The sequence below is a fragment of the Bartonella taylorii genome (assembly GCF_023920105.1).
In the GTDB taxonomy this organism is placed as follows: Bacteria; Pseudomonadota; Alphaproteobacteria; order Rhizobiales; family Rhizobiaceae; genus Bartonella; species Bartonella taylorii.
In genome coordinates this window covers 934,742-950,758 of record NZ_CP083693.1, presented here as the reverse complement: position 1 = coordinate 950,758, position 16,017 = coordinate 934,742, and the positions used below count along the sequence as shown (strand labels likewise).

The 16,017-nt window shown below is 39.4% G+C and carries 15 protein-coding genes; 13 read left to right on the top strand and 2 right to left on the bottom strand.

Translation table 11 applies throughout. The features are described from left to right. Positions 1-117: 117 nt before the first annotated feature. The 13 genes from tpiA to LBE40_RS04165 all read left to right on the top strand — a co-directional run bounded on the left by tpiA (position 118) and on the right by LBE40_RS04165 (position 14,239). Positions 118-882, top strand: a complete 765-nt coding sequence (gene tpiA, locus LBE40_RS04235) for a triose-phosphate isomerase (RefSeq protein ID WP_004860219.1) — start codon at positions 118-120, stop codon at positions 880-882. A gap of 81 nt (positions 883-963) precedes the next feature. After that, on the top strand, positions 964-1,419 hold the full coding sequence (gene secG, locus LBE40_RS04230) for a preprotein translocase subunit SecG (protein WP_004860216.1): 456 nt from the start codon (positions 964-966) through the stop codon (positions 1,417-1,419). Between the two features lie 128 nt (positions 1,420-1,547). Beyond that, positions 1,548-3,176 (top strand): CTP synthase, encoded by a 1,629-nt coding sequence (locus tag LBE40_RS04225; protein ID WP_004860214.1) that lies wholly within the window; start codon positions 1,548-1,550, stop codon positions 3,174-3,176. Positions 3,177-3,212: 36 nt separating this feature from the next. Further along, a complete protein-coding gene (kdsA, locus tag LBE40_RS04220; protein WP_004860211.1) occupies positions 3,213-4,049 on the top strand; it encodes a 3-deoxy-8-phosphooctulonate synthase in 837 nt (278 codons plus the stop codon). A 69-nt stretch (positions 4,050-4,118) separates the two neighbouring features. Then, complete coding sequence (gene eno, locus LBE40_RS04215; RefSeq protein WP_004860209.1) at positions 4,119-5,387, top strand: phosphopyruvate hydratase; 1,269 nt, start codon at positions 4,119-4,121, stop codon at positions 5,385-5,387. A gap of 91 nt (positions 5,388-5,478) precedes the next feature. After that, on the top strand, positions 5,479-5,883 hold the full coding sequence (locus LBE40_RS04210; protein ID WP_004860206.1) for an NINE protein: 405 nt from the start codon (positions 5,479-5,481) through the stop codon (positions 5,881-5,883). Between the two features lie 965 nt (positions 5,884-6,848). Beyond that, complete coding sequence (locus LBE40_RS04195) at positions 6,849-7,166, top strand: FtsB family cell division protein (RefSeq protein WP_004860203.1); 318 nt, start codon at positions 6,849-6,851, stop codon at positions 7,164-7,166. A gap of 118 nt (positions 7,167-7,284) precedes the next feature. Beyond that, positions 7,285-8,325 (top strand): pyruvate dehydrogenase (acetyl-transferring) E1 component subunit alpha, encoded by a 1,041-nt coding sequence (gene pdhA / locus LBE40_RS04190; RefSeq protein WP_004860201.1) that lies wholly within the window; start codon positions 7,285-7,287, stop codon positions 8,323-8,325. 16 nt (positions 8,326-8,341) lie between these two features. Then, positions 8,342-9,715, top strand: a complete 1,374-nt coding sequence (locus tag LBE40_RS04185; RefSeq protein ID WP_004860200.1) for a pyruvate dehydrogenase complex E1 component subunit beta — start codon at positions 8,342-8,344, stop codon at positions 9,713-9,715. A gap of 14 nt (positions 9,716-9,729) precedes the next feature. Then, positions 9,730-11,058 carry a pyruvate dehydrogenase complex dihydrolipoamide acetyltransferase gene (locus LBE40_RS04180; RefSeq protein ID WP_004860198.1) on the top strand — a complete coding sequence of 443 codons (1,329 nt, stop codon included), beginning with the start codon at positions 9,730-9,732 and terminating at the stop codon, positions 11,056-11,058. 224 nt (positions 11,059-11,282) lie between these two features. After that, positions 11,283-12,743 carry a dihydrolipoyl dehydrogenase gene (gene lpdA, locus LBE40_RS04175; protein ID WP_004860197.1) on the top strand — a complete coding sequence of 487 codons (1,461 nt, stop codon included), beginning with the start codon at positions 11,283-11,285 and terminating at the stop codon, positions 12,741-12,743. A gap of 69 nt (positions 12,744-12,812) precedes the next feature. Beyond that, positions 12,813-13,775, top strand: coding sequence for a lipoyl synthase (gene lipA / locus LBE40_RS04170; protein WP_004860194.1), 963 nt, complete (start codon positions 12,813-12,815; stop codon positions 13,773-13,775). A gap of 2 nt (positions 13,776-13,777) precedes the next feature. Then, complete coding sequence (locus LBE40_RS04165; protein WP_004860192.1) at positions 13,778-14,239, top strand: type II toxin-antitoxin system RatA family toxin; 462 nt, start codon at positions 13,778-13,780, stop codon at positions 14,237-14,239. Between the two features lie 93 nt (positions 14,240-14,332). Here LBE40_RS04165 and LBE40_RS04160 read toward each other — a convergent pair whose 3' ends face one another. Further along, entirely contained in the window at positions 14,333-14,821 is a 489-nt protein-coding gene (locus LBE40_RS04160) for a CinA family protein (RefSeq protein WP_004860190.1), read from the bottom strand. Continuing rightward, on the bottom strand, positions 14,818-16,011 hold the full coding sequence (locus LBE40_RS04155; RefSeq protein ID WP_196792899.1) for a bifunctional 2-C-methyl-D-erythritol 4-phosphate cytidylyltransferase/2-C-methyl-D-erythritol 2,4-cyclodiphosphate synthase: 1,194 nt from the start codon (positions 16,009-16,011) through the stop codon (positions 14,818-14,820). Before LBE40_RS04155 ends, LBE40_RS04160 begins: the two co-directional genes overlap by 4 nt. Positions 16,012-16,017: the final 6 nt, after the last annotated feature.

Genomic DNA, 16,017 nt, shown 5'->3' with positions numbered 1-16,017 from the left:
GCAGTAACGGAATGTGCAATAAAGATACAAAAGATGCAAGCTTAAAGACTTGCTTTCATTTTATAATTTGATACCTAAAGATAAACAATGTGTTGTGATAGCTCTTGAGGTGAAGATATGTCTCCAAATATTCGGCCTTTTATTGCTGGAAATTGGAAAATGAATGGAACTGGTGAATCGCTTGGAGAATTGCGTGCCATTGCTGCGGGTGTTAGCTCTGATTTAGGACGTTTGTTTGAAGCGCTTATTTGTGTTCCAACAACACTTTTATCGCGTGCTTCTGATACTTTAGGTGGTGAAAATCTTCTCTTAGGGGGGCAAAATTGTCATTTTGATGATCATGGCCCTTATACCGGAGATGTTTCAGCTTTTATGCTTAAAGAAGCAGGAGCAAGTCATGTCATTATTGGGCATTCGGAACGTCGCACAGTTTATCAGGAGAGTGATGCAATTGTTTGCGCTAAAGTGCAAGCGGCGTGGCGAGCAGGTCTTGTTGCTCTTGTTTGTATTGGCGAAACATTAGAGGAGCGCAAAAATAATAAAGTGTTGGATGTACTTACGCGACAGCTTAAGGAATCTTTGCCAAGTGATGCAACAGCAGAGAATGTTATTATCGCTTATGAGCCTGTATGGGCTATAGGCACAGGAAATACGGCTACTTCAGCAGATGTTGCAGAAGTGCATAATTTTATTCGTGATGAGATGCGCTCTCGTTTTGGTGACGAAGGGGATAAAATGCGTTTACTTTATGGTGGATCAGTTAAACCATCCAATGCATTTGAGCTTTTGGGGACTACGCATGTTAATGGTGCTCTGATAGGTGGAGCAAGCTTAAAAGCGATTGATTTTTTAACTATTTGCGATGTTTATCGTAAATTATAATAGAGGAATCTTGGTTACCTCTTGGATTATGTGTTATTTATGTGTAAATAGCCATGAAGAGTTATTTGAAGAGCAGGGTTTATGCAAACAGTACTTATTGTTATCCATTTTTTGGTTGTTATTACTTTGGTTGGCGTTATACTAATTCAGCCTTCGGAAGGTGGTGGGCTTGGTGTGAGTAGTGGTTCTGGATTGATGAGGACGCGTGGGACCAAAAATCCCTTAACACGTTTGACTGCTATTTTAGCATGTTGTTTTTTTGCTGTGTCCATTGGGCTTACTGTGGTGGGGAGTATATCAAATTCCAGTTCTGATATTCTCAAACGTATTCCGGTTAATTCAGAACAGAACTCCACAAGTAAAGGGGCTTCAGAAGCAGTCCCATCATCAGGTGGAGAGTCTCAACCTTCTATTCTTGAACAGCTAGGAGATACTTCGGTTTTGCCTCAGGAGCAAAAACAGCCTACAGGTCCTGAAGTTGAAAATCCAGTTCCACCGGTCCATGAAAATCCAATTCTGGATGACAGTATAAAATAGTTTTTTAAGAAAGTATAGATTTTAAAAAAGGTGATTATTTCACCTTTTTTATTTTATAGAAGAAAAATTGTTTCTTTTTGCATTTTTTACTGGAAAAATCATGATAAACTGCTTATCAACATAAGCCCATGGCACGTTATGTTTTTATTACTGGTGGTGTGGTTTCTTCCCTTGGAAAAGGTATTGCTGCAGCGGCGTTAGCTGCATTATTGCAGGCTCGTGGGTACCGTGTACGGCTTCGCAAGCTTGATCCTTATTTGAATGTTGATCCAGGTACCATGTCACCTTATCAACATGGGGAAGTGTTTGTAACTGACGATGGTGCAGAAACCGATCTTGATCTTGGTCATTATGAGCGTTTTACCGGCCGTTCTGCAAATAGCCAAGATAATATCACAACAGGGCGTATTTATCGCAATATCATTGAACGAGAACGACGTGGTGATTATTTGGGGGCAACGGTTCAGGTTATTCCTCATGTTACCGATGAAATTAAGAGATTCATTACTACGGAAAACGAAGAATTTGACTTTGTTTTGTGTGAAATAGGTGGAACGGTTGGTGATATTGAAGCAATGCCGTTTCTAGAAGCGATTCGTCAGCTCCAAAATGAATTGCCGAGGCAAAGTGTTGTTTATGTACATCTTACATTAATGCCTTATATCTCTTCGGCTGGTGAGTTAAAAACCAAACCAACACAACATTCGGTCAAAGAATTACAATCAATTGGTATTGCCCCTGATATTTTATTGGTACGTGCAGATCGTCCTATTCCAGAAACAGAACGGAGTAAATTATCACTTTTTTGTAATGTTCGCCCAAATGCAGTTATTCAGGCATTGGATATGCCAACGATTTATGATGTTCCCATAGCATATCATAAAGAGGGGTTAGATTCAGAAGTTCTTTCCGCTTTTGGAATAAATCCGACACCTAAACCTAAAATGGATCGTTGGGAAGATATTACACATCGGATTCACCATCCTGAAGGGGAAGTAACAGTTGCTGTTGTTGGGAAATATACGGGATTGAAGGATGCTTATAAATCTCTTACTGAAGCGATTGCGCATGGTGGTTTAGCCAATAAAGTAAAAGTTAATATTGAATGGATTGAAGCGGAACTTCTTGAAAAAGAAGAATCTGCGTCCTATTTGCAAAAAGTTCATGGAATTTTGGTTCCTGGTGCGTTTGGAGCACGTGGTGCAGAAGGTAAAATTCAAGCGATTCAATTTGCGCGGGAACTTAAAGTTCCGTTTTTAGGTATTTGCTTTGGAATGCAATTGGCTTGCATAGAAGCTGCGCGCAATATTGCACAGATTGAAAATGCTTCATCAAGTGAATTTTGCGAAACAAAAAATCCAATTGTGGGTTTGATGACAGAATGGCTCAAAGGGGATGTTCTTGAGAAACGTACAAAATGTGGAAATCTTGGTGGATCAATGCGCCTTGGTGCTTTTGCAGCTGAATTAAAGGTAGGCAGCCATATTGCCCAAATTTATGGGAGGACAAGGATTTGTGAACGACATCGTCATCGTTATGAAGTAAATATTGATTATAAAGACAAGCTAGAACAGTGTGGTTTGATTTTTTCTGGTATGTCTCCAGATGGTATTTTGCCAGAAACAATAGAATATGTAGATCATCCATGGTTCATAGGTGTTCAATATCATCCAGAATTAAAGTCACGTCCATTTGATCCACACCCGCTTTTTTCTTCTTTTATTAAAGCCACTGTGGAACAGAGCCGATTAGTTTAATGCATAAATTGGATTATTTGCTTTTTGAGGGATATAATGTTTAAATCAAATGCCATTGTGAAAGTTGGGAATGTTATCTTTTCAAATAGAGCCTCTCTTTCATTGATTGCGGGACCGTGCCAGATGGAAAGCCGAGATCATGCTTTTGAAATGGCTGGACGGATTAAAACAATTACAGATCAAATTGGTATTGGGTTTGTTTATAAATCTAGTTACGATAAAGCCAACAGAACATCCATAAGTGCGGCACGTGGCATTGGTCTTGAAAAAGCAATGGCTATTTTTTCTGATTTGAAGAAGGAATTTAATTGTCCGGTATTGACTGATGTTCATACAGAAGAGCAATGCACACTTGTTGCGTCAACGGTAGATATTTTGCAAATACCCGCTTTTTTATGTCGTCAAACAGATCTTTTGACAGCAGCAGCCAAAACGGGCCGTGTTATCAATATTAAAAAAGGACAGTTTCTGGCACCATGGGATATGGAAAATGTTTTAAGAAAGGTTACGCAAAGTGGTAATCTGAATGTTATGCTTTGTGAGCGAGGCACGTCATTTGGTTATAATCGACTTATTTCTGATATGCGTTCATTGCCTATTTTACGTTCATTTGGTGCTCCTGTTATTTTTGATGCAACACATTCTGTTCAAGAGCCAGGAGGGCAAGGGAATTCATCTGGTGGACAGCGTCAATTTGTTGAAGTTTTGGCGCGTGCAGCTGTTTCTGTTGGAGTGGCAGGTGTGTTTTTAGAAACGCATCAAGACCCAGATAATGCGCCTTCTGATGGGCCTAATATGGTTAAAATTGATCATTTGCAAAGGCTTCTTGAGACTTTAATGAAATTTGATTATTTATCAAAAAAGATGAATTGAATAGAGAAGATATTCCATCATTATGGCGTTTAAAATGAATAGAGGCTTTTGTTGGATAAGGAAACGCGCATGACTATAATTGTCGATATCATCGGACGTGAAGTGCTCGATAGCCGAGGTAACCCAACGGTAGAAGTTGATGTTCATTTGGAAAATGGAGTTTTAGGTCGTGCTCTTGTTCCCTCAGGGGCATCGACGGGAGTACATGAAGCTATCGAGCTTCGGGACGGTGGCATGCGCTATCAAGGAAAAGGCGTTGAAAAAGCGATTGCTGCAGTAAATGGCGAAATTCTTAAAGAACTTGGTGGGCGAGATGCAAGAAATCAAATGGCCATTGATCAAGCAATGATCGCCTTGGATGGAACACCAAACAAAGGGCGTCTTGGTGCCAATGCACTTCTCGGTGTTTCATTGGCCGTTGCAAAAGCGGCTGCAGAATCATTAAATTTGCCTTTATATCGTTATATTGGCGGTACACAAGCGCATGTTCTTCCCACGCCTATGATGAATATTATTAATGGTGGTGTCCATGCTGATAATCCAATTGATTTTCAAGAATTTATGATTATTCCTGTAGGGGCATCAACGGTGAAAGAAGCAATCCGCTATGGTGCTGAAATTTTTCATACGTTAAAAAAACGTTTAAAAGATGCAGGTTATAATACCAATGTTGGTGATGAAGGTGGTTTTGCACCCCAATTTAAAAGTGCTGAGCAAGCAATTGATTTTATTATGGAATCTATAATAACCTGTGGATATAAACCAGGTGAACAAATTGCACTTGGTTTAGATTGTGCTTCGACAGAGTTTTATAAAAATGGTTCGTATTTCTATAAAGGTGAGGGCAAATGTCGTGATGCTCAAGAACAGGTAGATTATTTGGCAAAACTTGTTGAAACTTATCCCATTATTACGATTGAAGATGGGATGGCTGAAGATGATTGGGAAGGCTGGAAGTTACTTACTGATTCGATTGGTAAAAAATGTCAGCTTGTTGGTGATGATTTGTTTGTAACAAATTCAGCGCGCTTGCGTGATGGTATCAAAATGGGTGCTGCTAATTCTATCCTTATTAAAGTTAACCAGATTGGAACGTTAAGTGAAACGCTTGATGCTGTAGAAACAGCGCATAAAGCAGGTTATCGTGCTATTATATCTCATCGTTCAGGAGAAACGGAAGATTCTTTCATTGCTGATCTTGCTGTTGCAACAAATTGTGGGCAAATTAAAACGGGTTCGCTTGCACGTTCGGATAGATTGGCAAAGTATAATCAGCTCATTCGCATTGAAGAAATCCTAGGGAATCAGGCATGTTATGCTGGTAATTGGCATCGTTGAGTCATGAGCATAAGATTTTAGATTGTGATTTCATTGAGATTATAAAATTTAACTGTAAGATATGTATACAACAATTTTATAGGTGTTAAAGATGAGAGGTATAATTATTAGTCAAGAGCAGGGAACGTATCTCATTTCCGGTGATGATGGTAAGCGTTATCAGTTTTCGACTTGGGATTGGTTAGGAAAAAATCCACCGAGGGTGGGTGATGCTGTTGATTTTATGTGCGCAGAGGATACCGTCAGTTCTGTTTTTCCATTGTTCCAGCAAAGTTCAGAAAATTTTAAATTAATGCTTGCACTTATTTGTTGGTTCACCGGTGTATTTGGTGTTCACCGTTTTATGGTTGGTAAAGTTAGAACCGGTGCTTTAATGCTTATTCTATCTTTAACACTTGCTGGGTTAGTAATTACAGGGATTTGGGCAATTGTTGACTTTATAGTTATTGTCTCTGGGAGGTTTACTGACAAAGATGGGAGGAAAATTATACATTAGTAGAAGTTATATTATTGTAATATAAAGTATAAAGAGTAGATAATACTGTTTACTTTATTGTGGTAAAGTTATTTAAGTGTATGATACTGAATTGTTTTGCTATATGTATTTTATAATGTACATTAATAAAAATTATGCATAATTTATTAAAAGTAGTGAAAAAGACTGTACTATTTTATACGGTCAAAATAAACTTGTAAAGTAATCAAGATATATTTTATATTGCCGCTTATAGCGGAGGAGAATTTTAAGCTACTTTAATTATCACATTTATCACGGTGGGTACAAGTTGTATTCACGCAGTAAAGTTTATCAACATATTATCAAGCTAGAAGAAATTTATTTATAAATAACACATAAGTAACAATTTTAGAGCTGGTAAAGATGAGAGGTAAAATTTTGGTCAGGATCAAGAGAGTTATCTTGTTGTGGGTGATAATGGTAAGTGCTATCAATTCGCGACTTGGGATTAGTTAGGAAAAAGCCGCCGAGGGTTGGTGATGCTGTTGATTTTGTTGTGAAGGTGATTCCATTAAATCGGTTGTTCCTCTCTTGCTGGAAAAACCGTCAGAACAATCACAAGTGATAGGAGCTATTGTTTGTTAGTTTGTTGAGGATCCATCGCTTTATGGTTGGTAAAATTAGAACGGGTATTTTAATACTTATTTTGTTTTTATCAATTATTAGATTGGCTGTGACTTTGATTTGGCAGGTTATTGATCTTATATTTATTTTAACAGGAAAATTTACTGACCAAAATGGGCATGGAGTTACAAATTAGTGAATACAGAGGGTTATGATATAACAGAAGCTAATATGGCATAGTCTTGTTATATAAGAGGTATTTTAGTGTATAGCTCTACAAATCATTTTCCTGTAGGTCATTTGGTAATGAGGTATTAATAAAATTATGCATAGTTTGGCTAATTATTAAGAGGATTATGCTATAAAGACTGTGCTATTTTATGTGGACAAAGCAGAAACGCCGATCAATCAAAGTGCGCTTTGTACTACCACTTATGACGGTGGGAGTTTTGAGCTATTTCAGTTATCACATTTATCATGGTGAATACGGGTTATATTCACGCAGTGAAGTTAATCAACATATTGTTGAATTAGAAGAGGAACTTCATAAAGTAGAATCTAAACGGATATACATGGAAAAGCGTATTTCTCTTTTGCGCAATGGGCACATTGAAAAAGATATGTTGGATGAGTATATCCGGAAAAATTTAAACTTTTCCAAGCCAAATGAATTGACAATCCTAACTCCTTGTAAATGATATAATTTCAAAAAATATTTTGAAACAATTACCTATGGTAGTGTTTGAGCTGATTGATAATGCTTGTAACTTTTGTTCGTAAAGGTTATTCCTAAATAATCATAAAAGGGAGTTTAATATGGCAGAAAGGTCTAAAAAAGGTTCTGCGTCGGTGGTGTGCACTGCATTATCAAACACCACAAAGAGAGCACCAATAGCGCGTTTTACAAAAGAAGAAGAAATTGATGCCTATCGTGAGATGCTTTTAATTCGTCGTTTTGAAGAAAAAGCAGGGCAACTTTATGGTATGGGGCTTATTGGTGGTTTTTGTCATCTCTACATTGGGCAGGAAGCTGTTGTTATTGGAACGCTGAAGGCGGCTAAAGAAGGCGATCAAGTTATTACGTCTTATCGTGATCATGGGCATATGCTGGCGGTTGGTATGAGTCCGCGTGGTGTCATGGCAGAACTCACGGGGCGTCAAGGTGGCTTTTCTAAGGGGAAGGGGGGCTCGATGCATATGTTTTCTAAAGAAAAGAATTTTTATGGTGGACATGGTATTGTTGGCGCGCAGGTTCCAATTGGCTCCGGTTTGGCATTTTCGAATCAGTACCTTGGTAAAGATAATGTGACATTGGTGTATTTTGGTGATGGTGCTGCTAATCAGGGGCAGGTTTACGAAAGTTTTAATATGGCTTCACTTTGGAAACTTCCTGTTGTTTATATTATTGAAAATAATCAGTATGCTATGGGAACATCAGTTGTGCGTGCATCGGCAGAGACGGATTTTTCTCGTCGTGGTCTTTCTTTTGAAATTCCAGGCATTGTTGTTGACGGTATGGACGTTCGAGCAGTAAAAGGAGCTGCTGATGAAGCAATTTCTTGGGCGCGTTCGGGCAAAGGGCCGATTATTCTTGATATGCAGACCTATCGCTATCGTGGTCATTCCATGTCTGATCCAGCAAAATATCGCTCAAAAGAAGAGGTTCAGAAAATAAAAGAGGATCACGATCCGATTGATCAGGTGAAGAATCGCATTCTTGAACAAGGTTTTGCGAGCGAAGACGATTTAAAGTCTATTGATAAAGAAGTGCGTGCGGTTGTTGCGGATGCGGCGGATTTTGCGCAAAGTGATCAAGAGCCAGATGCTTCTGAGCTCTATACTGATGTTTTAGTTTGATGCGAGGGAAGCAAGTATGTCTATTGATATTTTGATGCCGGCGCTTTCACCAACGATGGAAGAAGGTAAATTATCTAAATGGCTAAAGAAAGAAGGCGATAAAATTAGCTCTGGTGATGCAATTGCCGAAATTGAAACGGATAAAGCAATAATGGAAGTAGAGGCTGTAGATGAAGGAACTCTTGGCAAAATTTATGTGCTTGAAGGTTCTGAAGGTGTGAAGGTTAATACCGTTATTGCGGTATTGTTGGAGGAAGATGAAAGTGTTGAGGATATTTCACAGACTACTAATTCTTTGAATATACCTCAAAAAACTGAAGCTGTATCTTCCTCTCTTTCTTCGTTAATACCAGCTCCTCCTAGCTTTGATACCACTCCTGATTTTGATATTCCAGCTGGGACACAAACAGTTACAATGACAGTACGTGAAGCGCTTAATCAGGCTATGGTTGAAGAGATGCGGCGTGATGAGATGGTTTTTCTGTTGGGAGAAGAAGTAGCGCAATATCAAGGTGCTTATAAAGTTAGCCAAGGTTTATTGGAAGAATTTGGTGCACGCAGAGTTATCGATACACCAATCACAGAACATGGTTTTGCAGGATTAGCTGTTGGTGCTGCCTTTGGAGGGTTGCGTCCCATTGTTGAGTTCATGACGTTTAATTTTGCTATGCAGGCAATTGATCAAATTATCAACTCAGCAGCAAAAACGCGTTATATGTCTGGTGGACAAATGACCGCTCCTATGGTTTTTCGTGGTCCCAATGGTGCGGCTGCGCGTGTAGGCGCTCAACATTCTCAGTGCTATGCCGCATGGTATAGTCATGTGCCAGGTCTTAAAGTTGTTATGCCTTATAGTGCTGCAGATGCAAAAGGTTTGCTAAAAGCTGCTATTCGTGATGATAATCCTGTTATTTTTCTTGAAAATGAGATTTTGTATGGTCATCAATTTGACGTTCCTCAAATAGATGATTTTGTTTTACCTATCGGTCGGGCACGTATTCATAAATCTGGGCAAGATGTTACGATTGTTGCGTGTGGAATTGGGATGCATTATGCAGTTCAAGCGTTGCAAGAAATTGAAAAACTAGGTATTGATGTAGAATTAATTGATCTACGGACAATTCGTCCGATGGATCTTCCAACAATTCTTTCTTCAGTTAAAAAGACAGGTCGTTTGGTAACAATTGAAGAGGGGTATCCTCAGTCATCCGTTGGCACTGAAATAGCAACGCGTGTTATGCAGCAGGCTTTTGACTATCTTGATGCGCCAGTTGCTACAATTTCTGGCAAGGATGTTCCCATGCCTTATGCTGCCAATCTTGAAAAATTGGCTTTGCCCAACATTGCTGAAATTGTCGAAGCCGTTAAGTCTGTGACTTATAAAGCATAACGGAGGAAAGCACTATGCCCATTAAAATTACAATGCCCGCGCTTTCTCCAACGATGGAAGAAGGGACTTTATCAAAATGGAATGTTAAAGCAGGAGATAAGGTTTCCTCTGGTGATGTTATTGCTGAAATTGAGACAGATAAAGCAACAATGGAAATAGAGGCTGTTGATGAGGGAAAGGTTGCTAAGATCGTTGTTCCTGCTGGAACGCAAGGCGTTAAAGTGAATAGTTTAATTGCTGTTTTAGCAGAAGAAGGTGAAGATTTGGCCGAGGCTGCAAAGGTTACAGAAGAAATCTCTGCCTCTTTTGCAATCAAAGAATTAAAAGATGCAAAACAGGAAGATTTAAAGACAGCACAGGTGTCTCCTGTATCGCTGAATCAGCAGTTAGTAAAAAAAGATAAAAAAGACATACGCCTATTTGCTTCTCCCTTAGCGCGGCGATTAGCGGCTCATGCGGGCCTTGATTTATCACTTGTTACTGGGAGCGGTCCTCATGGGCGTATTATCAAGTGTGATGTAGAAAAAGCTGTAGATAGTGGTATTTTAAGGACTTCTGGCTCATCACAAATTGATCAGCCGATAGTGGCAGCTGCTTCTGATAAACAGATATTGCAACTTTTCAAAGAAGATGAATACACATTCATACCCCATAATAATATGCGTAAAACAATCGCTAAACGTTTGGTGGAATCAAAGCAAAAAATACCACATTTCTATGTGACTCTAGATTGCGAACTCGATGCGTTATTGGAGTTGCGTACGCAATTGAATGCTGCGGCACCGATGGTTAAGACGCAAGAAGGGGCTACGCCTGTTTACAAACTTTCCGTTAACGACATGATTATTAAAGCGGTAGCGCTTTCTTTGAAGGCAGTTCCTGATGCAAATGTATCTTGGCTTGAAGATGGAATACTTCATCACAAACATTGTGATGTTGGGGTAGCTGTATCTGTTGCAAATGGATTAATTACACCAATTGTTCGTCATGCAGAAGGAAAATCTTTATCGATTATTTCTCATGAGATGAAGGATTTTGCAAAGCGTGCACGTGAGCGCAAGTTAAAAATGGAAGAATATCAGGGGGGAACAACAGCTGTATCAAATATGGGGATGTATGGTGTGAAAAGTTTTTCTGCTATTCTTAATCCGCCGCATGCGACGATTTTTGCGATTGGAGCAGGTGAACAGCGGGCTGTTGTTAAAAATGGTGCATTGGTGGTTGCAACGGTCATGTCGGTTACGATTTCTGCTGATCATCGTGCTGTTGATGGTGCGTTAGCAGCAGAGCTTGCGCGGACTTTTAAGAAGATGATTGAAAATCCATTAGCAATGTTAATTTGAGCTGTTTAAAAGTGCTTCACATAAATTGTGTGTGGGTATGATATGTTAATATGGTAGAGGCTAGATTGAGAGAGTTTGAATGGCGATATTGCTGCCTCTTCTGATCTGATAAAGGCATATATGGTGAGTTTGAAATGAAAGACACGAGATTCTGTCAAGTTGCTTTTTAGTCTTAATCTCAGAGAGTGTGTATCCGTTTTGTATATATCCATGGAGGAATTACTGTGGCGAATCTTTATGATGTAATTGTGATTGGATCGGGTCCTGGAGGATATGTAACCGCAATTCGTGCGGCGCAATGTGGCTTCAAGACTGCGATTGTTGAACGTGAACATCTTGGTGGGATTTGCTTAAATTGGGGGTGTATTCCAACAAAGGCACTTTTGCGTTCGGCGGAAATAAAGCATTTTGCTGAACATGCAAAAGATTATGGACTGAAGCTTAACGGGTCAATTGAAACAAATATCAAAGATGTTGTAGCACGTTCACGCGGGGTTTCAGCGCGTTTAAATGCTGGTGTTGGTTTTTTGATGAAAAAAAACAAAATCGACATTATTTGGGGTGAAGCAAAGCTTACCAAGAAGGCAAAAGGGAGTCACCCTACGGAAATTGTAGTTTCTTCATCGTCTAAACCGATTATGCAACCGCAAAATCCAGTACCTAAAGGTACATTAGGGGAAGGAACTTATCAAGCAAAGCACATTATTATTGCAACGGGTGCACGTCCTCGTTCTCTTCTTGGTATTGAGCCAGATGGAAAACTTATTTGGACTTATTTTGAAGCTATGATCCCACAGTCAATGCCGAAATCGCTTTTGGTAATGGGGTCTGGAGCAATTGGCATTGAATTTGCCTCTTTTTATCATGATATGGGAGCAAAAGTAACTGTTGTTGAAATGATGCCTCATATTATGCCTGCTGAGGATGTTGAAATTTCAACATTTGCTCGTAAACAGTTAGAGAAAAAAGGTATACAAATTCTCACGCAAGCGAAAGTAATGAAGGTTGAAAAAGCTTATGATTCTGTTATTGCGCATATTGATGTTAAGAGTAAGACAAAAACAATTACAGCTGATCGGTTGATTTCAGCTGTTGGGGTTCAGGGTAATATTGAGAATCTAGGATTAGAAGCATTGGGTATAAAAACTGAACGCGGGTGTATTGTAACCGATGAATGGAGTTGGACAGGGGTAGAGGGTATTTATGCTATCGGTGATGTGGCTGGTCCTCCTATGTTGGCACATAAAGCAGAAGAAGAAGGCGTGATATGCATTGAACATCTTGCGGGTTTGGAGAATATTCATCCGCTTGATAAGAGAAAAATTCCAGGATGTACATATTGTACACCACAAGTTGCCTCTGTAGGGCTTTCAGAAACAGCAGCAAAAGAAGCTGGCTATGATATACGTGTTGGTCGTTATTCTTTTGCAGCGAATGGTAAGGCAATTGCTTTAGGGGAAGATCAGGGATTGGTTAAAACTATTTTTGATAAAAAAACGGGGCAGCTGCTTGGTGCCCATATGGTAGGAGCAGAAGTAACAGAACTAATTCAAGGTTTTGTTGTTGCTATGAATCTTGAAACAACCGAAGAAGAATTGATGCATACCGTTTTTCCACATCCAACATTATCAGAAATGATGAAAGAGAGTGTATTGGATGCTTATGGTCAGGTTTTAAATGCTTGATAGTTGGATTGCTTGAAAATCTTGTTTTTATGTGATTTGCATTCCATATTTAAAAGGCAGAGGTCTTAAATGGTTACGGTGGTTGATAGAGTTACAAATAGGCGTCTGCGTCATCCTGAAAAGGCGCATCGTCCGGATACAAGCATTCAAAAAAAACCGGATTGGATTCGCGTAAAAGCGCCAACATCACAGATATATAAAGAAACGCATAGTATTGTACGCACTCATAAATTAGTAACCGTATGTGAAGAAGCGGGATGCCCAAATGTTGGCGAGTGTTGGAGTCAGCGGCATGCTAGTTTTATGATTTTGGGTGAAATATGTACACGGGCATGTGCTTTTTGCAATGTTGCAACAGGTATTCCACTTGAAGTTGATGATAATGAGCCAGAACGTGTGGCGGATGCCGTTGCACAGATGGAATTAAAACATGTCGTGATTACATCTGTTGATCGTGATGATCTTGCTGATGGTGGTGCTGAGCATTTTGCAAAAGTTATTTATGCTATTCGTAAAAAGGCTCCCAAGACAACAATTGAAGTTCTTACACCTGATTTTCGCCATAAAGATGGAGCTTTAGAAATTGTTGTTGCTGCTAAGCCTGATGTTTTTAATCATAATTTAGAAACAGTTCCATCTAAATATTTAAAGGTTCGTCCAGGGGCGCGTTATTTTCATTCAATCCGGTTATTACAACGCGTTAAAGAACTTGATCCAACAATTTTTACAAAATCGGGGATTATGGTTGGCCTTGGGGAAGAACGAAATGAAATACTTCAATTGATGGATGATTTGCGCTCTGCTGATGTTGATTTTATGACAATTGGGCAATATTTACAGCCTACGCGAAAGCATCATCCGGTTATTCGTTTTGTATCTCCTGAAGAATTTGTATCTTTTGCCAAGATTGGTAAAGTAAAAGGTTTTTTACATATGGCTTCCAACCCTCTGACGCGTTCATCTCATCATGCAGGCGATGATTTCGCAATTTTGCAAAAAGCGCGTGATGAAAAATTTGCTTTGCAGAGATAGTTATGCCATCTTTTATAACACATCGGCAGATTGCCCATAGTGCCAGTGAAATGTTTGATCTTGTTGCAGATATTGAGCGTTATCCTGAATTTTTACCAATGTGTGAGGCGTTAGTAGTCCGTTCTCGTAAGGAATATGAGGAAAAGACATTGCTTCTTGCTGACATGATAGTTGGCTACAAGGTTATCCGAGAAACTTTCACGACCCAAGTACTTCTCCAGCCGAAGAAAAATCTGATAGAGGTTAAATATATTGATGGCCCATTCAGATATCTTGAAAATCGTTGGATCTTTCATGATATTGAGAATACCAATGCATGTAATGTAGAGTTTTTTATTGATTATGAGTTTAAAAGCAAAATGCTTGGATTGGTGATGGGATCAATGTTTGATATTGCTTTCCGTAAATTCACCGATGCTTTTGAAATGCGTGCGCATCGAATTTACGGTTCTCCGAGAACATAATTTATTCAGTTGATTTTGTTGCATAATCAGTATTGCATGTTATGGACTGTGATTGTGATGAGGTAAAATCTAGAAATTGGACTGTGGAGAATATCATTGGAGAGATTCCAAGATCATTTTTAAAGCATTTTCAACGGTTGCATAGCGTATAGTGTTGCGATCAAGATCTCCGAAATGCATTTCCGTATGCAGAGTTTTATGATTCTTGTAAGCAACTGCGAAATGTACAAGCCCTACAGGTTTATTAAGACATGCTCCCCCCGGTCCTGCAATTCCTGTTACAGAGACAGCAATTCCAGCTTGTGAGTATTTTAATCCACCCTCAGCCATTGCAAGCGCAACTTCCTTTGAAACGGCACCGTATTTTTCTATAAGTTCAGCGCATACACCAACAAGGTGTGTTTTCGATTCATTTGAATAAACGACAAATCCACAATCAAATACATCTGATGACCCTGCAATATGTGTAAGATTTGCAGCAATGAGCCCTCCTGTACAAGATTCAACAGTGGTTAAAAGCAAACCTTTTTGGCGACATGCTGTAAGGACTTCACGTGCTTGTTTTTCACAAAAATATGTCATTTAGGAATTTCTCCTAGATAAAGGACGCTCGCTGTTGCAAAAGCCGCGATGCCTTCACCACGACCAATAAATCCGAGCTTTTCATTTGTTGTTGCTTTGATGGAGATTCGATCGGGTGAAATTGTGAGTATATTCATAAGATTTTCTCTCATTTTATGACGATAGGGGCCGATTTTAGGTTCTTCGGCGATCAGCGTGATATCAACATTGGCAATACGACCGCGTGCTTGTTTAACAATATCAAGAGCGTGACGAAGAAAAATTTCTGATGATGCATTTTTCCATTGGGGATCAGAGGGGGGGAAATGTGTACCGATATCTCCTGCACCTCGCGTAGCGAGAAGAGCATCTGTTAGTGCATGAAGCGCGACATCCGCGTCGGAGTGTCCATTCAATTTTTTATGAAAAGGAATTTCTATGCCACATAATATAAGGGAAGTTCCTTTCTCGAAAGAATGAACATCATAACCATTGCCGGTACGGATATCAGGAAATATTTGCATTTTTTTTTGAAGATATAGATGTGCGGTATCAAAATCTTCGTGCCATGTAATTTTTATGTTATTAGGGTCTCCAAGGATGCTACGCATAGGAATTCCAAACCATTCCGCAATTGCAGAATCATCAGTAAATTCTTTTTTACAAGCTTGCATTGCTTTTTCATGGGCAGCTAAGATGCGTTCAAAAGGAAAACACTGTGGAGTTTGTGCACTATAAAGGTTAGTGCGTGGAATTGTTTCTAAAACATGGTATGCGCTATTTATGCGTTTGAGAGTATCAGAAATTGCGAGAACGGGAAGAACGCCTTCTTGATGATTGACAGTTGTGTGGATTTGATCGAGGAGCTGGTTTTCGATAAAGGGGCGTGCACCATCATGAATATGCACATATTGTGGTTTGAACTTTTTAAGTGCATGAAGCCCACATAAGGTAGATATTTGACGTGTATTACCTCCTTCAACGATGATAAGGTGCTCTTTAAAATCAACGATAGCTTGCTCACAGATTTGGCGGTCTTCTGGATGAATAACGAGGACAATCGTTGTGATGGCTGGATGCTGCAAAAAACAACGCACAGTATGACAAATAACCGGCTTTTGCCCTAGAAGCTGGTACTGTTTTGGAATTTTGTGTGGAGATTTTACCCTTTCACCGCGTCCGGCGGCTAATATTATTGCTGCAATAGAAATGCTTAA